Raw genomic sequence first — 19757 nt, forward strand, 5'->3', positions numbered from 1 at the left:
CTCTCGATTAGATTAAAAGAACAATTATGAAGAATATAAATTATCCTAATGGTAAAATGATTTCATTCCTTTTATGGGCTATGTGCAGTTTAATTACTGTAAGTGCTCAAAATGTAAAATTTGAACAGCAACTAAAAGAAGGATGGAATATAGAATCATCAGCAAAAATAAATACGACTGGAGATAAAATTTCTCAGGCAAATTTTGATATTTCAAAATGGTACAAAACTTCCGTTCCGGCAACTGTAATGGCGTCTTTAATTGCCAATAATGAGTATTCGGATATTTTTATGGGCGAGAATATCAGTAAAGTTGACACGACAAGATTTAGAGTTCCGTGGTGGTATAGAAACGAATTTGTTATTGAAGATGCTTCAAAAAACACAGAATTAATATTTGAAGGAATTAATTATCGTGCAAATGTTTGGTTAAATGGTAAACAAATAGCTTCTGCCGATAGTTTATTTGGAGGCTTTAGAATATTTGATTTAAACATTTCAAAGCATGTGAAAAAGGGAAAGAATGTTTTGGCAGTTGAAGTTTTTAATCAAAAAACACATGAACCTTCTATTGGTTTTGTGGATTGGGCACCTATGGCTCCGGATCGTGAATTGGGACTTTGGAGACCTGTAAAACTTAAAATTTCGGATAAAACGAGTTTGAATAACATCTTTGTGACTTCAAAAATTGATAAAAAAGGTTTTAAAAGTGCTGATTTAGAAATTTCTGTGGAAGCTGTAAATAATACAAATGAAGTTGTAGAAACAGTTATAAAAGGGAAAATCGAAAACATCAATTTCGAAAAGAAAATTAAACTTCAACCTTTAGAAAAAAGAGTGATTATTTTCAATTCTTCGGAATTTAAACAGTTAAAAATAAAGAATCCTCGTTTGTGGTGGACGTATGAATTAGGAAAACCAAATTTGTATAATCTAACAATGTCTATAGAAATCAATAATAAAGTTTCGTTTTCAAAATCTACAAATTTCGGAATCCGCGAAGTCCAGGATTATTTGACTGCAAAAGGTTATAGAGGTTACAAATTAAATGGTGTTGAAGTTCTAATTAAAGGTGGCGGTTGGGTTGACGGAATGTTCCTGAATGATACCGAAGAAAAAGTAAAAGCGCAATTAGAATATGTAAAACAGACTAACATGAATACGGTTAGGATGGAAGGTTTTTGGGGAAATAGCGAGAGAATCTATGAAATGGCGGATGAAATGGGACTTTTGATGATGGTAGGATGGAGCTGTCAATGGGAATGGAAAGGTTATTTGGACAAACCGGAAGATGATTTCATGTCGATTAAAACTCCTGAAGACATGAATCTTATTATAAATTATACACGTGATCACGTGAATTGGTTAAGAAATCACCCAAGTATTTTTGTTTGGGTAATGGGAAGTGACAAATTACCGCGTCCGGAATTGGAAGCAAAATATAATATTCTTTTTGAGGAAGTTGATCCTTCAAGGCCACTTTTAATGTCTTGCAAAGGAATGGATAGTTCTATTTCCGGAAAAACGGGAGTGAAAATGAACGGCCCTTATGAATATGTTTCTCCAAATTATTGGTTTTTGGATACAGAAAATGGCGGAGCTTTTGGATTTAATACAGAAACAGGTCCGGGTCCGCAAGTTCCTTCGCTTGAAGTGGTAAAAAGTATGATTCCCGAAGATAAATTATGGCCAATAAATTCGACTTGGGATTTTCACTGTGGGCGAAATGAATTTCAAACGCTTGATCGTTACACAAGTGCGTTCAACAACAGATACGGAATTCAGAATAATGTTGAAGATTTTACTTTTAAAAGTCAGGCGTCAAATTTAGAATCTATGCGTTCCATGTATGAAGCTTTTGCCATAAACAGAAGCAACACGACAGGAATTGTTCAATGGATGTTTAACTCACCTTGGCCAAAATTAATCTGGCAATTCTGGGATTATAATTTATTGCCAAATGCTGCTTTTTATGGCGCAAGATTAGGTGCGCGCCCTGTAAACATTGCCTACAATTATGGAGATAACGCCGTTTATGTAAGCAATCTAAATCCTGAGAAAACTAAAAATCTGAAAGCTCAATTAAAAATATATGATTTTAATGGAAAAGTAATTTTCGAAAAAGAAGAAACAGTTTCTGCTGAAGGAAATGCTTCGGTTAAGGCTTTTGATTTACCGGATGATAAAGCGTATTCTAAAATATATTTTCTGAAAATGAACTTGTTAGACGAAAAAGGAAAATCAATCGCAGACAATTTTTATTGGTTATCGACTAAAAAAGATGTGTTTGATTTTAAAAAATCAGATTGGATACATACGCCATTAATGGAACATGCTGATTTTAAAGATTTGGACAAATTGCCAAAAGTAAAAATCGAAGCACAACATACGATTAAAAAGGAAAACGATAAATATGAGGTTACCATAAAACTCAAAAATCCATCAGATGCTATCGCGTTTTTAATTGAGTTGAACATTGCCGGAGATGTTTCAGGAAAATCAATAGTTCCGGTTTTATGGGACGACAATTATATCTCATTAGTACCAAAAGAAAGCAGAACAATCAAGGTTACTTTTCCGGTTGCTGCTTTAAAAGGCGAAAAACCTGTTTTTAAATACAAAGGCTGGAATGTAGATTAAAAACATCAGGATCATTTATATAAATAGCCGAATTAGCGCTATTAGAAAGTACACGAATTAGAGATCTCAAAAAAACAGATTTCTTTTTCAAGAGGAAAACTCATGTCCAAATCTAAATTTTTAATAAATAAACAAACAAATGAAAACGAGTAAATTAACAGTGGGATTGGTGTTTCTGACCTTTTTTGTTATTTCTTTTTTGACTAACATTATGGGGCCTTTAATTCCGGATATTATCAATAGTTACCATTTATCGCTTGGTATGGTTGGGTTTCTTCCGTTCTCGTTTTTTGCGGCTTATGGCGTAATGTCAACCTCAGCGGGAGTTTTGCTCGAAAAATACAGAGTGAAAAAAGTAATGGCATTTTCATTTCTGATAGCTGCATTAGGTTCGCTATTATTCGGGTTGTTTCCGTACTATTCGATGGCGCTTGTTTCTTTGTTTTTAATTGGGATTGGAATGGCGGCTTTGCAAGTTGCAATTAATCCATTATTGAGAGTTTCGGGCGGAGAAGAGCATTTTGCTTTCAATTCTGTAATGGCACAATTATTCTTTGGATTAGCTTCTTTTTTAAGTCCGCTTGTTTATAGTTATTTGGTTACCAACATCAAACATGACCAAACAAATTCAAATGAGTTTCTGGAAATCTTATCAAAGCTGGTTCCCGCAAATCTGAATTGGGTTTCCTTATATTGGATTTTTGCCATAACAGCACTTGCAATGGTTCTGATTATTTTGCTTTTTAAGTTTCCAAAATTTGAATTAGAAGAAACCGAAAAAGCCGGAACATGGAGCGTTTACAAAGATTTACTTCGAAACAAAACCGTGCTTTTATTCTTCTTCGGAACTTTTGCATATGTAGGCACAGAACAAGGAATTGCCAATTGGATGTCAAAATTTCTAAGTGATTATCATGGTTATTCGCCCCAAACAGTTGGTGCCGAAGCTGTCGCTTATTTCTGGGGACTTTTGACTGCTGGATGTCTTCTGGGTTTGGTTTTGTTGAAATTTCTGGACAGCCGTAAAGTGCTTATTTTATTTGCAGCCGGAGCAATTATATGTCTTACGCTTGCATTATTTGGCTCAGCCAAAATTTCACTTTATGCATTTCCACTTTCCGGTTTTGCACTTTCGGTAATGTGGTCCGTCGTTTTTTCATTGGCTTTAAATTCTCTTAAAAACAATCATGGCGCTTTCTCAGGGATTTTATGTACTGGCATTGTTGGCGGAGCAGTTATGTCATTAATCATTGGAAAACTGGGAGATATAATTGGACTGAAATACGCAATGACGACTTTGTATGTCACACTTGGATACATCTTAAGCATTGGTTTTTGGGCTAAACCATTAGTAAATAATGCCACAATAAATTTAAAGAAAACAAAAGAAAATCAATAATTATATAAAGTAGTAAAGATGTCGGAAAGAAAGATTATAGGCGTTGACATGGGAGGGACAAAAATCCACTCTAGCCTAATTTTAGGAAAAGAAATAATTTCCGAATGCATATTAGATACACCCGCCAAAGAATCTGAAAAAGTAGTTTTGGACAGATTAATAAAAGCCATAGAACAAGTTTATCAACCCGGTTGCGAAGGTATTGGTATTGGAGTGCCAAGCGTTGTAGACTGGAAAGAAGGAATTGTATATGATGTTGTTGCAATACCGTCGTGGAAAGAAGTTCATGTAAAAAAAATACTCGAGGATCATTTTAAAATTCCTGTATATGTCAATAATGATTCGAATTGTTTTGCGCTTGGCGAAAATTTCTTCGGAAAAGGAATTGACTCTGCAAATTTTGTTGGAGTAACTATAGGAACCGGTCTTGGCAGCGGAATCATTATCGAAAATAAATTATATCAAGGCGTAAATACAGGTGCCGGAGAAATAGGAAGCATCTCGTATAAAGATGGAATTATAGAACAATATTGTGCGAGTGAATTTTTTATTTCCCGCGGATTAGATGGAGAAGAACTGTATTTGAAAGCCAAAAAAGGAGATCCCGAAGCTTTAGAAATTTTTAAAGATTATGGAAAAAATCTCTCTGAGGTTGTAAAAATAGTTTTATACGCTTACGATCCTGAAACCATAATTCTGGGAGGATCTATTAGTAACGCTTATGAGTTTTTTATAGATGCCGTTTGGCAGGGACTTCAGGATTTTATGTTTCCTGTTGAACTCAAAAAACTTAAAATCGAAAAATCAGAACTTAAAAATAGTGCTGTATTAGGTGCCGCAGCATTAGTTTACAATTTTAACCTCGAAACAGCTTAGTGCCTGCCAAAAACTATTTAATGCGAATCAAGAGTTGTGATGTGCCTTTAGGCACTAAATATTGGTAGAAAACAGGGACAGGAATAAATTTAGCGTGCCGTAGGTACGCAATAGTTATCGTTTTGTTGCGTACCTACGGCACGCCAACACATTACGAACTTAATTGCTACCAATATTTAGTGCCTAACAGCACAAATTGCAGGCTCTCAACTCTTGATTAGCATATTTAATAAACATTTTAAAAATTAAATCTATTAAAAAAATAACTAAACAAAAACCAAAATTATTAACCAAAAAGATATTACGATGAAAAATAGTCTACAAAAAGGCTTAATGGTTATCATAACCATGCTATGTACCAGTTTGATGTATTCGCAAGATGTGTCAGGGCTGGTTTCAGATTCTAACGGCCCGCTTCCCGGCGTTTCGATTATAGTAAAAGGAAGTAAAAATGAGGCTCAAACTGATTTTGACGGAAGATTTACGATTAAAAATGTTGGCAAAGGAGCCGTTTTAGTTTTTAGCTATATAGGTCTTAAAAATCAAGAAGTAAACGTTGACGGTAAAACCAAGCTAAATGTAACAATGGCTGAAGACCGAAGCGAACTAAACGAAGTTGTAGTCGTGGGTTACGGAACCTCAAAAAAGAAAGATTTAACGGGAGCCGTAGATGTAATTTCTTCCAAAGATTTTGACGGAGTTTCTAATACTTCGCCAGCTTTATTGTTAAGAGGAAAAGTAGCCGGAGTTCAAATTACACAAAGCAGCGGAGAACCAGGTTCGGCAGTTACAATTCGTGTTCGTGGATCTTCTTCCGTTCGTTCTGGAAACGGACCTTTGATTGTGGTAGATGGCGTTCCGTTAAGCGGAGGCGATGTTTCTGCAGAAGGAGCTGATTTATTGGGAACGTCTTCGGCAAAAAATCCTTTGAATTTTATAAACGAAGCCGATATCGAATCTATTTCTGTTCTTAAAGATGCTTCGTCAACAGCAATTTATGGTGCGCGTGGAGCAAATGGTGTAATCGTTATTACGACTAAAAAAGGAAAATCAAATGTTCCGGAATTCAACTTTAGCACCTCAACACAATTTAGCAGAAAAGCAGGAAATTTTAATGTAATGAATGCGGATCAGTTTGTTGCGGCAAGCAAAGCTGCTGGCGTACCTTCTATACCTGCAGATCCTGTTGCAGGAACTCCGGCAATTAATAATCAGGATTATGGAGGAAGAAATTACAATTGGGAAGATGCCGTTTTACAAAATGGATTAGCAGTAAACAATAGTTTGTCTTTTAATTCGTCAAGCGAAAATTCGAGCACCAGAGTTTCTTTTTCTACCAGTAATAACAAAGGAATTGTAAAAAATACAGGATTAGACAAATACACAATTTCGTTTTTTAACTCCAATAATTTCTTTGATAAAGTATTAAAAGTAGATACAAAATTGCTTTACGCAGGTATAAATGATGAAACTACTTTGATAACAAATAATGCCAGTTATATTGGAAACGTTATTGGATCTGCATTATACTGGAATCCAACACGACCAATTTACAACGCTGACGGACATTATAATGTAGTAAGCGAAACGTATTTAAATCCGGTACAATTGCTGAATTCTTATAAAGATTATACGAATACAAGTAAATTATTAGGAAGCATAAATGCTGTTCTTAATTTAGGAAGTCATTTTAAATATAATTTCTTATTTGGAATAGAAACTTCGGCATCTACGAGAAAAAGCCAGATTTTGCCAACAATGCAAATACAGGGCGAGGCATTTTTTGGAACAGTTCCGGGATCAGATCCTGCAGTTACAAAATACGGAACAGCATCTATTCAGGGACTTAATAACTTCAATAAAACATTCGAAAATAATATAAACTATACCAATAAATTCAGCGATAATTTTAACCTGAATGCCTTAGTTGGATATTCTTATTACTATTATCTGGCAAGTGGTTTTGTAACTTCGGGGAAAGGATATGATTTAGCACAAACTAATTTAATTGATAATATCGAAGGCGGACTTCAAAATGAATTTAGAAGCAGTTCTTTTAAAAATGCTTCAGAATTGCAATCTTTTTATGCCAGAGCCGATGCTACTTTTTTCAAACAATATGTAATTACTGCAACAGTTCGTACAGACGGATCTACAAAATTAGGTGCGAATAACAAATACGGAACATTTCCGTCTATAGGTTTTGCTGATAACTTGTTTCAGGATAAAGACGGATTACTTAATAATTTAAAAATCAGAGCAAACTGGGGAATTACAGGAAATCAGGAATTTGCTCCAAACTCAGCCATAGGAAGAGCGAGCTACGGTAATAACGGAAACTTAAATATTGATACTAATGCCAATGATAATCTAAAATGGGAAACGACAGAATCATGGGGAATTGGAACTGATTTTACTTTGCTTAAATACAGATTAACAGGAACAGTAGATTATTTCTACAGAGATACAAAAGATTTAATTTTTCCGGTTCCACAAGCTTCAACGCAACCGGGACCAAATACGCCACGTAACAAAAACTTACCAGGAAACTTAATCAATCAGGGACTTGAAGTTAGTTTGGATTATAAAATAATTGAAACCGAAAATATCTCTTGGGAAATTGGCGCAAATGCTTCATTCCTTAAAAACGAAATGAAAAACTTTAGCGGAACTGTTGGAACCGGAGGTTTAAACGGACAAGGATTAGACGGTGCTTATACGCAAGTAATCACGAATAATAAACCGCTTTATTCGTATTATTTATATGATTTTAAAGGATATGACGCCAGCGGAAATTCGATTTATACCAATGCCGCAGGAGAGCCAGCAGGACTTGGAGATGCTTCTAAGCAATTATTGAACAAACAACCATTGCCAAAAATAAACTATGGTTTTTCATCAACATTTAAATACAAAGGATTTGATGCAGTAGTTTCATTCTACGGAGTTGCAGGAAATTATATTTATGATAATACTCAAAATGCATACTTCTTTAAAGGAGCCTTTTTAGGAGGTCGAAATGTTACTGAAAAAGCAGCATATTCTGAACAAGCGCAAGGAGATCCAAACTCGCCTTCGACTAAATTTTTGCAAAAAGGAGATTTCTTAAGAATGGGAGAATTAACGTTTGGATATACGTTTACAGGACCTTTAGTTGAAAGAATAAAATGCAAAAATGTACGTGTTTATGCAAACGGTTCAAACCTGTTATTGTTTACAAATTACACCGGATTTGATCCTGAAGTAGATATTAATAAACAAGTTAACGGAGTTCCTTCTGCAGGTATGGATTATCTGGCTTACCCAAGATCAAAAGGTATTGCTTTTGGACTTAACGTAACATTCTAATTTTAAAAACTATGAAAACTATCAATATTATAAAAAGTATTTTTTTCGTAAGTACACTGGTTTTAAGTGTTAGCTGTACGAATTTGAATGAAGAAATTTTAGACGGAATTCCTACCGGAGGAGAAAATGAACCTGTAAACACAGCAGCTTTATTGAGAACTGCTTATCAGGGTTTAAGAAATTTTCAGGTTCAGGAACAAATGCATACGTTAAACGAAATGTCTACAGATGCATTAGTGGGACCAACAAGAGGAGGAGACTGGGATGATAACGGTACGTGGAGACAATTTCATGCGCTAAGCTGGACGCCGGATAATGTCGAGATCAGAAATGCATGGAATAGTTTATTGGCAAGTGTGTACGATTGTAATACCATTATCGAAAATTCTAAAGATCCGTCAGAGATTGTTCAGGCACGTTTTTTAAGAGCATTCTATTATTATAATGTTTTGGATTTGTACGGACAAACACCATATAGAGAACCGCGAACTCCATTAACAAGTGATCCTAAAGTTTGGACAAGAGCTGAGGCTACAGATTTTGTACGTGCAGAATTAGAAGCTATTTTACCAAATTTACCCGCACGTGTTGCCGGAGATGCAAGTATTGTAAATGAAGATGCAGGACATTTTTTATTAGCTAAAATTTACTTGAACCTTGCTGTTTTCAAAGCTGCAAATCCTGCCGGACCATATACTTTTGAAGCCGCAAATATGAATAAAGTTATTACGCATGTTGAAGCCATAAAAAGTAGTTTAGCCGATTCGTATTGGGATAATTTTGTGCCGGAGAATAACAATTCGCCAGAGATTTTATTCTCTTCAAAAAATGTTTTGGGAGATGGTGGTGCTCTTGGAGATTACTGGAGATACGGAATGCATTATAACCAAACACCAGATGGTTACAACGGTTTTTGTACTGTAGGCGAATATTATGACCGTTTTAATGCTGCCGATGATCGTCGCCAACATTCAACTCCTGAAATTATTGCACATTTTGGAAACCCAATCGGATTTCAATACGGACAAATGTATGCACCCGAAACTACAGATGAGGTTACTGGTGAAGTTACGCCTGGAGGAACAATTCCGTTAAAAGATAGAAACGGGAATCCTTTATTCTTTACGAAAGAAGTAACGCTGATTCTTTCAGGACCAACGATTGAAACGGCCGGAATTAGAACTCAAAAATACCAACCGGATATTAATAATTTAGACAATCCTGAAAATGACTTTATTTTAATGCGTTATGCAGATGCATTATTGATGGAAGCCGAAGCAATTCTTAGAGGTGGCGCAGCGTCAGGAAACGGTTCAGCTCAGGATATTATGGACAAAATTGCGGTTAGAACAGGAGTTCCTGCGCCAACTGCAACATTAGAAAACTTGTTAGCTGAAAGGGGCAGAGAATTATGGTGGGAAGGCTGGAGACGAAACGATTTGATTCGTTTTGGAAAATTTCTTGGACCAAGAGAATTGAAAAAGAATACTTCTCAGGAGAAATATTTATTGTATTGTCTTCCTTCAGATGCTTTGTTTAATTTGAATTTAAAACAGAATCCGGGATATTAAACGGATTTTAATACAAGCTATCATGTGAACACGAACTTCACGAATTTGCACAAATTTTAATTGGATAACATAGGTTTGTGAAATTAATTTCACAAACCTAATTCGTGGCAATTCGTGAAATTCGTGTTGTACCTGAAAAGTACCATAATAAGAGTAGAGTAATTTGTTAGTTAGTAGTTCTCAGTATCAGTCGCAGTTTTATACTGCGACTGAAAACTGTGACTGAAAACGCTATACTTTATTTTTCATCAGTTTTCAATTTCTTAAATTCTTCATTTTTGGTATACAAAAAATCCATTGTAGCCAAAACATTCGGATGCTCTAAAAGGGTTTTCGATTTTGGATCTGCATCGCAAAACTCAAGGAAAAGTTCTTTTTGATCAGCACTAATGTTTAAATTTTTAGTGAAGAAATCTGGAGGACAATATGCAGTGGCATGTTTTTTAAAACGATCGTCTACTTCATGTTTTTCTTTTGAATATGAGCCTCTTAAAGGTATATTCATTTTTGCTGCATATCTTATTCTGCCATCATTTACGCCAGTGTAACGACTAAGATCGTTTGCCGTTTTGCGATTGTTTATATCATTTACTTTTTCAGCATCGAACTCTACTTTTTGGAATTTTATTGCTGTAACTACAACTTCATTTAGCTCTTCGGCTTTAATAATCATATTAACCACAAGATTATTATTCTTTAAATTTTCAGATGTAAGTTTCAACCGTGTAAAGAAATAATCTTTAGAGAAAAAAAGTAAACTGTCTTGTTCTTTTGCCAGAATAGAGAATTCTCCCAGCTCATTTGTTCGTGTACTGGTTTTAGCTGTTTTATTTATAACTTCAACTTTATTAAGAGGAGTTTTATTAGCGAGAACTTTTCCGTGAAGTAATTTTTCTGTTTGAGAAATAGAGAGCTGGTAAGTGAAAAAAGAAATCGTGGTAAGTAATTTTACTTTCATCTAATGGTATTTAGTTGAAAGTAAAATTATTAGAATTGTCTTAATGAAAACTTGTGAAATCTGTAAATTCTTGTTAATAAACAGAATTCATTTCTTATAATATTTCAATTAATTCTGAAGCATTGTTGATAACCAATTTTGCGCCACTTGTTTTCAATTCTTCTTCAGTTCTGTAGCCCCAAGAAACACCAACCGGAAACATATTAGCGTTTACTGCCGTCTGCATATCGATATCAGAATCGCCTACAAAAAGAATTTCTTCTGGTTTCAAATTCCAGCTTTTGCTTATTTCAACAGCTTCAAACGGATTTGGTTTTTTCAATGCTTCGGTGCTTAAACCAACAGCAGTATCAAAATAATCAGGAAATATTTCTGATGCTATTTTTTTAGTCAGCTCATCGGCTTTGTTCGAGAAAACAGCCAGTTTGATATTTTGTGAAGTCAAATTATCTAATAATTCTAAAATCCCCTCATACGGTTTTGTTTTTAACGTGCAGATTTTTCGGTATTCATTTACCATACAATCAAAACAAATTTCAATTTGATCGTCTGAATTATTAGCTGCAGGAAGTGCTTTACTAACTAAATTTCGCAAACCGCTCCCGATAAAATATTGATAGGTATCGTAAGTATGAGTTGGATAATTTAGACCTTTAAGAACGATATTCATCGCATCTGAAATATCGTGCAATGAATCAACTAACGTTCCGTCTAAATCAAAAATAATTCCTTTAAATTTCATTCTATTTATATATTATTGGCTAAAATAAACCCGCTTGTCCAGGCATTCTGAAAATTAAAACCTCCGGTTATAGCATCGATATTGACAATTTCGCCAGCAAAATAAAGGTTTTGATGAATTTTACTTTCCATTGTTTTGAAGTTAATTTCTTTTAAATCGATTCCGCCTGCGGTTACAAATTCTTCTTTGAAAGTACTTTTCCCGTTGACTTTAAATTCTGCTTTTGTTAATTGAGAGACTAAATTCTGTAATTGAATTTTCGATAAATCGGCCCATTTGGTTTCAACTTCAATTCCCGAAGCCAAAACTAAACTTTCCCATAAACGATTCGGAAAGTCAAAAGGAGATTTTTTAGAAACGGCTTTTTTGGCGTGTTCTTGTTTTAAGTCTTTTAGAATTTTTTCGGCGTCTTCAGTATCAACATCATTTAACCAATTAACAAAAATGGTAAACTGATAATTTTTATCGAATAAAATTCGCGCTCCCCAAGCCGAAAGTTTTAAAATCGCCGGACCGCTCATTCCCCAATGTGTGATTAACAAAGGCCCTGTCGATTCTAGTTTAGTATCTTTTACGTTTACGGTAACTTGTGCCGCAACGCCGGGTAATTCTTTAATTCGAGAATCTTTGATGTTGAAAGTAAATAGGGAAGGAACGGGGCTCACAACAGCGTGTCCGTGTTCTTGAAGCATTTCCCAGATTTTAGGATTGCTTCCCGTTGCCATAACTAATTTTTCGGTAGTATAATTATCGCTTTGTGTATCAATTTTCCAATGATTTTCTTTTTTGAAAATAGATTGTACACTTTGTCCCGTCAGTACTTTTATACCTAATTTTTCAGTTGCTTTTAGGAAACAATCTATAATAGTTTGAGAAGAATTAGAAACCGGAAACATTCTGCCGTCTTCTTCAATTTTTAATTCTACGCCGTGTTTTTCGAACCATTCAATTGTGTCTCCCGAACAAAATTGATGAAACGGACCACGAAGTTCTTTTTCGCCTCGCGGATAAAATTTTACCAATTCATTGGGTTCAAAACAAGCGTGCGTAACATTGCAGCGTCCGCCGCCAGAAATGCGGACTTTAGAAAGTACTTCTTTTCCTCTTTCTAAAATAGCGATTTTTAGTTTCGGATTTTTCTCTGCAATATTAATCGCTGTAAAAAAACCTGCAGCGCCTCCGCCAACGATGATTATGTCGAAATTTTTGATCATATTTTTTTGAGTTGCCACGAATTTCACGAATTGGCACTAATTTTTTTGCCACAGATTATACAGATTAAAAGGATTTTTAAATCTATAGATTCGCTAAATTAACTTTGTCAAAGTTTTAAACTTTGACAAAGTTTCTCGTGATGCATTTTTATATTTTGTCTGGATTATCAGAGATAATTCCGTCTACATTATAACTTTTTACTTTTTGGATGTCTTTTTCGGAGTTCACTGTCCAAGGCAAAACTAAGAATCCTTTTCCCTGTATTTCTTTTACATTTTCTGCATTTAGTAATTGAAAATCAGGATTAATGGCTTTTGCTTTTATTTTTTCGGCGAAAGCCAGAGCGGTGTCAAGATTTTCTTCTGTTAAAACACCAATTGCAATTTTTGGATTTAAATTGGATGTTTCTTGGAGCATATTCCAATCGAAACTTGAAACGATAAAATGATCGTAATTCCAGTTTTTCTCCAAAATATATTTTTCTATCAGCGATACAATTTTACTGGGAGTTCCTAAACCTTTTAATTCAATATTGATCAGGCATTTTTTGTCGACCAAATCAAAAACTTCATTTAGAGTTGGGATTTGGTCTTTCCCATCAATCAGAAACGATTTTAATTCAGCTAAAGTAAAATCATTTACAAAACCTTTTCCATTAGTGGTTCTGTCTATAGTTTCGTCGTGAATTACGATAATATGTTCGTCAGCGCTAAGGTGAACGTCAAGTTCAATTCCGTCTGAATTTAGGTCTAAGGCTTTTTGAAAAGCTTGAAGTGTATTTTCAGGTTCGTAGGCTTTGGCGCCTCGATGTGCAATTTTGAGCATTTTGCAGTGTTTTTTTCTAACCGCAAAGGTCGCAAAGTTTTACGCAAGGTTCGCAAGGAATTATTAAAAATTAAATAGCCACGAATTCACGAATTTTATTTTCAAAGATTATCAAAAATAATTCGTGAATTCGTGGCTAAAAAATCTTAGCGCTCTTTGCGGTTAGATGAGTTCCAGTAAAACAATATCAAATTCACTGTCGATTATTACTTTTCCATCAATAACTTCTACTTTTTGATCGGAGTATGTTTCTTTTAATTTAGTTCCGTTTGGGAAAACGTCGCCAACAGGAAGTTCTTTTCTACCTTTTGGTAAATCTACTCCCATAACTACCTTGTCTGTATAAACACCTTTTGTGTAGATTCTAGAAAATGTATAAGGCCATGGATTAATCAGTTTGTGAACACCCGCTCCAACTGCAGGATGATTTCTTCTAAATTGCCCTAATTTCTGCCAATGTAAAAGTGTTTTCTGCGTTTCAGGATTGTTCTGAATATCGTCCCAATTCATGTTTGAACGTAAAGTGGCATCGCCATTTGTACCTTCAATTACTAAAGAACGATTTGATTCATCGCCATAATAAACCTGAGACATTCCCGGGGAAAGCAAAAGTTTTGTTCCAGTTTCGATGCCTTTTACTCGGTTGGCATCAAAAGGCTGTCCGTCGTCATGTGAAGACATATAATTTAAAACCGAATATCCCTTTAAATCATTGTTCAAAGCATTCGAATATTTCGAAAATAAACCTTCATAATCGTTTTGAGCAGCATTCCATTTAAACTCAAAATTGATCATGCTGTTAAAACCATTTTGGAAATAATTTACTTTTCGATCTCCAAAATCATAATCCTGTCCGCCGCTCATTCCGTAACCATAAACCTCAGCAATTGTATAAAACGGATTCTGATCTAAAACTTCAAGCGGATGATGTTTTTTCCAGGTTTCAAATGCGTAATCACATTGTGTTTTAAAATCAGCCCAAACGCCTTCTTCGGTATGTTTTACGGTATCGGCGCGATAACCATCAATTCCGAATTCTGTGATATAATCGGTAAGCCATTTTATGATGTAATATTTTGGACTTCTTGGATATCCAGTTCTTTTGAAAAATTCATCAAGAGAAGCAATTTCTTTTTCATAACGACCTTCTTTTTTCCATTTTTCGATTAAAAAAGGAGGTAATTCCACATTTTGAGTACTTTCGGTTTTTACGTCTGGAAGATTTTCTACCAAAGTACACATAGTCGTATTTTCAAATGATTTGTAATCGCAGACAACGCCTGTTCTTACCCAGTCAGAAGGCCAAACGGGATCTTCGGGAGTTACGGGTCCTGTATGATTAATTACGCCGTCAAGAATTATTCTGATGCCTTTTTCGTGTGCTTTTTTTACGAGTTTGGCTAAATCTTCTTTAGTTCCGAAGTTTGGATCGAGAGCCGTCCAGTCTTTCGCCCAATAACCGTGAAAGCCATAACTAAGCCCGGTTCCTTCGTCAACGCCATCGTGAATTTGTTCTACAATCGGCGTAAGCCAAATGGCATTTATTCCTAATTTTTCAAAATATCCTGATTCGATTTTTTTGATAATTCCAATGATGTCGCCACCTTCAAATCCACGTAATTTTCCGGGAGTTTTGGTTCGGTTAAAATTGATGTCGTTTGAAGTATCTCCATTGTAAAAACGATCTGTAAGTAAAAAATAAACATTTGCCCCTTCCCAAACGAAAGGTGTTTTCGAAGTATTTTCGTTATTCATTGTAACTGATTTTGAGCCAGAACAACTCATTGTTAAGTATACTAAAGATAAAAAAAGGAAAGTGTATTTTTTCATTTATTCTAAATTTAACTAAGATTTATAATAAAAGGTTCCGCCACGAATTTCACAAATTTTCACAAATCTAAATCTGATTATTAATTCGTGGAAATTTGTGAAATTCGTGGCGGAAAAACTTTGCGTAGACGCACTGCTGTGCGTCTCTACGTTATATGCTGTGTGTTTAAAATTATTCCAATTCTAAAACCAATGCTGATTTTGGTTCTAAAGTAATTTCAGAGGTTAAATCGAATGTTTTTCCTGTGATAACATCTTTTCCTGATTTAAAGTTTTTGATGCTCTCTTTAAAACGATTTGTTTTTACAACTTGCTCTTTTGCATTGTTATTGAAAACTACCATTACCGTTTTGTTGTCAGTATATCTGAAATATACATAAGTATTGTTTTCAGGAATATAGTGCGTCATTTTTCCGAAATGAACCGCTTCGTTTGTTTTTCTCCAAGTGAATAATTTTGAAGTAAAATCAAAGTAAGCCGCTTGTTCTGCCGTTCTTCCTTCTTTTGTAAAAGCATTGTTTTTGTCGTCAGCCCATCCGCCTGGGAAATCCTGACGAATATCGGCATCTCCGCCTTTTCCTTTATCACCGCCCATTCCAATTTCTGAACCGTAATACACTTGTGGGATTCCACGAACTGTAGCCAATAAAATCATTGCCAGTTTGTATTTTGGTAAATCATATTTGAATTTATCGTTTATACGATCGGTGTCATGATTTTCAGCAAAAACTAAAATGTTATTGATGTTTGGATATAAAAAATCCATTGCAAAATTGTTGTAGAATTTAATCAATCCGCTGTCCCAGTTTGGTGTATCTTCACCAAAAGCAGAAGTAATCTGACTTTGAAGCGTAAAATCCATTACACTTGGAAGGTTTGAATTGTAATTTTCAATCGCACCAATTTTACTGTCTTTTTGCCAATAAGCTAAATTCGCCTGATTGTGCATCCAGATTTCACCCACAATATTAAAATTAGGATATTCATTTGTAATTGATTTTGCCCAATTTGCCATTGCAGTTTGGTCAGAATAATTATAAGTATCAACTCTAAATCCGTCAAGATTAGCAAATTCAATCCACCAAATGGCATTTTGAGTTAAGTATTTTGCTACTAGAGGATTTCTTAGATTTAAGTCCGGCATTGAAGGTACAAACCAACCGTCAACACAAACTTCCTGATCTATTTTTGAAGCGTGAATATCTGTAATTACTTCACGACGGTGGTGTGTTTGTGTGAAAGTTTCAAATTGATTGAACCAAGTTTTGGTTGGAATATCTTTCATCATCCAGTGCGTAATTCCCCAGTGATTCGTAACATAATCCATAACCAGTTTTAGGTTCTTTTTGTGCATTTCTGCCGATAAACGAGCATAATCATCATTTGTTCCGTAACGTGGATCAATTTTATAAACATCAGATTGTCCGTAAGTATGATACGAATGCTGTTTGTCGTTGTCTTCGCATAAAGGCGTACTCCAGATTGTCGTTGCACCAAGAGACGAAATATAATCTAAGTTTTTGATGATTCCTTCGATATCGCCGCCGTGACGTCCGCTTGGATCTTGACGATTTCCTTTTTCAGTTAAAGAAGCATTACTATCGTTTTTCGGATTTCCATTTGCAAAACGATCTGGCATGATTAAATAAATCAAATCCGATGCATCGTAACTTTTTCTGTCGGCAGAATTGGCTCTTCTTTCTTTAAGAGAATATTTCTGCGTAAAAGCAACTTTATTTTTGGTTTTGAAAGAAAAAACTAATTCTGAAGCTTTTAGGTTCTGCGTATCAATGGTAACGAAAAGGTAGTTTGGGTTTTCTGTTTTTTCTACATTTTTAATCACCACATTGTTTGAAACAGAAGCTTCATATTGTGCAATGTTTTTTCCGTAGAACATAATCTGGAGTTCCGGATTTTTCATTCCTGCGTACCAAAATGGCGGTTCTACTTTTTGGATTTGCGCTTTCGCGGAAGCGGAAAATAGTAGAACAAACAGAATTATTTTATAAATCGAATGGTTGTTTTTTAGGTTATTCATAGTTTTTCTTTTTAGTTCGATTTCCTGCAACGTTTTGAAAACCTTGTAGGTATGAATGGAGTAAAGTAAAGTTTTTAGAAGACCTACAAGGTTTTCAAAACCTTGCAGGACAACTATAAGAGATTAAAAAAAAGACAAGCAATTTTGGGGAGAATTACCTGTCTTTTTAGGGTGTTATTTGGTTTCAATAACGCTTATTGCATATCCTCCGCCTGGAGCAGATAACTGCGATAATTTTGATTTGCTTGTTACAGCAATTTTCTTAATTGTGTAAGCCTGCGGATTAGTTTTGTAATGCGCATCTTTTGCATCAGCATAAATTGTTGCTGTGTATTTTTTTCCTTTTTCAAGGAAACTGAAATCGATGTTTGATGTACGCGGAGTTTCTCCGTTTACGTTTCCAATGAACCAGTTGTTTGTTCCTTTTGCTTTACGGGCAACTGTAATGAAATCTCCCGGCTCAGCCTCAATATATTTGCTTTCAGACCAATCTACAGCCACATCTTTAATAAATTGGAATGCATCTGGAAAACGGTTGTAGTTATCCGGAGTATCAGCCGCCATCTGTAATGGGCTGTACATGGTAACGTATAAAGCCAATTGATTTGCCAATGTGCTATTTACATGCGATTTGTTATCAGGATTCATTTTGCTGATATCCATTTCGAAGATTCCCGGAGTGTAATCCATTGGTCCACCAATTAAACGTGTAAATGGTAAAACCGTAACGTGATTTGGTTTAGAACCACCAAAAGCTTGATATTCTGTTCCTCTTGCTGCTTCGTTTCCAATTAAGTTAGGATATGTTCTACAGATTCCTGTTGGACGAACTGCTTCGTGAGCGTTCACCATAATTTTATAATCTGCCGCTTTTTCAATTGCGTATTGATAATGGTTTACAATCCATTGATCGTAATGATTTTCACCGCGAGGTAAAATATCTCCAACGTAACCGCTTTTTACAGCATCGTATCCGTTGTCTTTCATGAATTGGTATGCTTTGTCCATGTGACGCTCGTAGTTACGAACTGAACCTGACGTTTCATGGTGCATGATAATTTTGATTCCTTTTGATTTTGCGTATTCGTGCAAACCTTTTACATCAAAATCAGGATAAGGTGTTACGAAATCAAAAACATAATCTTTTGAATGTCCAAACCAGTCTTCCCAACCTTCGTTCCATCCTTCAACTAAAACAGCGTCGAAACCATTTGCAGCAGCAAAATCAATGTATTTTTTTACGTTAGCATTGTTTGCACCGTGCGTTCCGCTTGGTTTTGCTTTTGAGAAATCAGAAACTCCCAATTGTACTGTTGGGAAATCGTTTGTGTATGACCAAGAGCTTTTTCCTGTAATCATTTCCCACCAAACACCAACGTATTTTACTGGTTTAATCCAAGAAGTATCATCAATTTTTGATGGATCGTTTAAGTTTAAAGTCATTTTTGAAGACAAGATTTCTGTCGCATTATCGCTTACCATAATTGTTCTCCAAGGAGAATGACTTGGTGCCTGCATATAACCTTTATCTCCTTTTGCATCTGGCGTTAACCAAGATTCGAAAATCATGTTTTTATCATCTAAATTCAAGTGCATACAAGAATAGTTGATCAAAGCCGCTTCGTGTAAGTTGATGTAGATTCCGTCATTCGTTTTTAACATCAAAGAAGTTTGAACTCCTGTTGGTGAAAAAGATTTTTGAGAAACGTTTGCTGTATATGCTTTTTGTGATAAACCTCTAATTTCAGATAATTTCGATTTTGTATAATCGTATTCCTGTGTATCATAATCTCCCGGAATCCAGAAAGCAGTGTGGTCTCCAGTCATAGCAAATTGAGATCTTTCTTCTTTAATTACAAAATAAGTAAGATTCTTTTGTGCCGGGAATTCATATCTAAATCCTAAACCGTCATCAAATAAACGGAAACGAATTACGATTTGTCTGTCTGTTCCTTTTTGATTTAAAGTTACAGCCAATTCATTATAATGATTTCTAATGTTGTCTACTTCTCCCCAAACTGGTTTCCAGGTCTCATCAAAAGTTGAAGTTTTACTGTCAACAACCGTAAAGTCATTCAGTAAAGATTTTTTGTCATCTTTAAGTTCAAGACCTAATTTACTGGTTTTTACAACTTCTTTGTTTTTGTATTTTAAATTGTAAGTTGGAGTTCCGTCGTTTTGAAGAGAAAATTCCATTACGAACTTGCCTTCGGGTGATTTTAATTGCTGCGCTTTTGCAACGGTGCTAAACGCAAACAAAATTAAACTTGCGAAAAATAAGTTTTTCATGTTTTTTAGTTTTTAAGTGTATTGTAA

12 protein-coding genes are annotated in these 19757 nt (G+C 35.0%); 5 read left to right on the top strand and 7 right to left on the bottom strand.

Annotated features, from left to right (window positions below; all coding sequences use genetic code 11):
• Positions 1 to 26 precede the first annotated feature (26 nt).
• The 5 genes from B3C18_RS21290 (at position 27) to B3C18_RS21310 (ending at position 9833) form a co-directional block, all read left to right on the top strand.
• The gene (locus tag B3C18_RS21290) at positions 27 to 2639 is read left to right on the top strand and encodes a glycosyl hydrolase 2 galactose-binding domain-containing protein (protein ID WP_291151502.1); all 2613 of its coding nucleotides are present in this window, start codon (positions 27 to 29) and stop codon (positions 2637 to 2639) included.
• A 139-nt stretch (positions 2640 to 2778) separates the two neighbouring features.
• A complete protein-coding gene (locus B3C18_RS21295) occupies positions 2779 to 4038 on the top strand; it encodes an MFS transporter (protein ID WP_291151505.1) in 1260 nt (419 codons plus the stop codon).
• An 18-nt stretch (positions 4039 to 4056) separates the two neighbouring features.
• Entirely contained in the window at positions 4057 to 4914 is an 858-nt protein-coding gene (locus B3C18_RS21300) for an ROK family protein (RefSeq protein WP_291151508.1), read from the top strand.
• Positions 4915 to 5220: 306 nt separating this feature from the next.
• The gene (locus B3C18_RS21305) at positions 5221 to 8262 is read left to right on the top strand and encodes a SusC/RagA family TonB-linked outer membrane protein (RefSeq protein WP_291151511.1); all 3042 of its coding nucleotides are present in this window, start codon (positions 5221 to 5223) and stop codon (positions 8260 to 8262) included.
• Positions 8263 to 8273: 11 nt separating this feature from the next.
• Positions 8274 to 9833, top strand: coding sequence for a RagB/SusD family nutrient uptake outer membrane protein (locus B3C18_RS21310; RefSeq protein WP_291151514.1), 1560 nt, complete (start codon positions 8274 to 8276; stop codon positions 9831 to 9833).
• A gap of 238 nt (positions 9834 to 10071) precedes the next feature.
• On the opposite strand, the gene B3C18_RS21315 is transcribed toward B3C18_RS21310, so the two are convergent.
• The 7 genes from B3C18_RS21315 to B3C18_RS21345 all read right to left on the bottom strand — a co-directional run bounded on the left by B3C18_RS21315 (position 10072) and on the right by B3C18_RS21345 (position 19730).
• Complete coding sequence (locus B3C18_RS21315; protein WP_291151517.1) at positions 10072 to 10791, bottom strand: hypothetical protein; 720 nt, start codon at positions 10789 to 10791, stop codon at positions 10072 to 10074.
• 94 nt (positions 10792 to 10885) lie between these two features.
• On the bottom strand, positions 10886 to 11533 hold the full coding sequence (locus B3C18_RS21320) for an HAD family hydrolase (RefSeq protein ID WP_291151519.1): 648 nt from the start codon (positions 11531 to 11533) through the stop codon (positions 10886 to 10888).
• A 5-nt stretch (positions 11534 to 11538) separates the two neighbouring features.
• Positions 11539 to 12747, bottom strand: a complete 1209-nt coding sequence (locus tag B3C18_RS21325; protein WP_291151522.1) for an NAD(P)/FAD-dependent oxidoreductase — start codon at positions 12745 to 12747, stop codon at positions 11539 to 11541.
• Between the two features lie 148 nt (positions 12748 to 12895).
• Positions 12896 to 13573, bottom strand: coding sequence for a glycerophosphodiester phosphodiesterase (locus tag B3C18_RS21330; protein ID WP_291151525.1), 678 nt, complete (start codon positions 13571 to 13573; stop codon positions 12896 to 12898).
• A 162-nt stretch (positions 13574 to 13735) separates the two neighbouring features.
• Positions 13736 to 15403, bottom strand: a complete 1668-nt coding sequence (locus B3C18_RS21335) for an alpha-amylase family glycosyl hydrolase (RefSeq protein ID WP_291151528.1) — start codon at positions 15401 to 15403, stop codon at positions 13736 to 13738.
• A 172-nt stretch (positions 15404 to 15575) separates the two neighbouring features.
• Entirely contained in the window at positions 15576 to 17441 is a 1866-nt protein-coding gene (locus B3C18_RS21340; protein ID WP_291151531.1) for a glycoside hydrolase family 13 protein, read from the bottom strand.
• A gap of 174 nt (positions 17442 to 17615) precedes the next feature.
• On the bottom strand, positions 17616 to 19730 hold the full coding sequence (locus tag B3C18_RS21345) for a glycoside hydrolase family 97 protein (RefSeq protein WP_291151534.1): 2115 nt from the start codon (positions 19728 to 19730) through the stop codon (positions 17616 to 17618).
• Between the last annotated feature and the right edge of the window lie 27 nt (positions 19731 to 19757).

Source organism: Flavobacterium sp. UBA7680 (assembly GCF_002482975.1).
Lineage (GTDB): Bacteria > Bacteroidota > Bacteroidia > Flavobacteriales > Flavobacteriaceae > Flavobacterium.

Excerpts from the sequence above, each read along its gene's own strand:
- B3C18_RS21290 (WP_291151502.1), top strand. The coding sequence starts at position 27 with ATGAAGAATATAAATTATCCTAATGGTAAAATGATTTCATTCCTTTTA.
- B3C18_RS21295 (WP_291151505.1), top strand. The coding sequence starts at position 2,779 with ATGAAAACGAGTAAATTAACAGTGGGATTGGTGTTTCTGACCTTTTTT.
- B3C18_RS21300 (WP_291151508.1), top strand. The coding sequence starts at position 4,057 with ATGTCGGAAAGAAAGATTATAGGCGTTGACATGGGAGGGACAAAAATC.
- B3C18_RS21305 (WP_291151511.1), top strand. The coding sequence starts at position 5,221 with ATGAAAAATAGTCTACAAAAAGGCTTAATGGTTATCATAACCATGCTA.
- B3C18_RS21310 (WP_291151514.1), top strand. The coding sequence starts at position 8,274 with ATGAAAACTATCAATATTATAAAAAGTATTTTTTTCGTAAGTACACTG.
- B3C18_RS21315 (WP_291151517.1), bottom strand. The coding sequence starts at position 10,791 with ATGAAAGTAAAATTACTTACCACGATTTCTTTTTTCACTTACCAGCTC.
- B3C18_RS21320 (WP_291151519.1), bottom strand. The coding sequence starts at position 11,533 with ATGAAATTTAAAGGAATTATTTTTGATTTAGACGGAACGTTAGTTGAT.
- B3C18_RS21325 (WP_291151522.1), bottom strand. The coding sequence starts at position 12,747 with ATGATCAAAAATTTCGACATAATCATCGTTGGCGGAGGCGCTGCAGGT.
- B3C18_RS21330 (WP_291151525.1), bottom strand. The coding sequence starts at position 13,573 with ATGCTCAAAATTGCACATCGAGGCGCCAAAGCCTACGAACCTGAAAAT.
- B3C18_RS21335 (WP_291151528.1), bottom strand. The coding sequence starts at position 15,403 with ATGAAAAAATACACTTTCCTTTTTTTATCTTTAGTATACTTAACAATG.
- B3C18_RS21340 (WP_291151531.1), bottom strand. The coding sequence starts at position 17,441 with ATGAATAACCTAAAAAACAACCATTCGATTTATAAAATAATTCTGTTT.
- B3C18_RS21345 (WP_291151534.1), bottom strand. The coding sequence starts at position 19,730 with ATGAAAAACTTATTTTTCGCAAGTTTAATTTTGTTTGCGTTTAGCACC.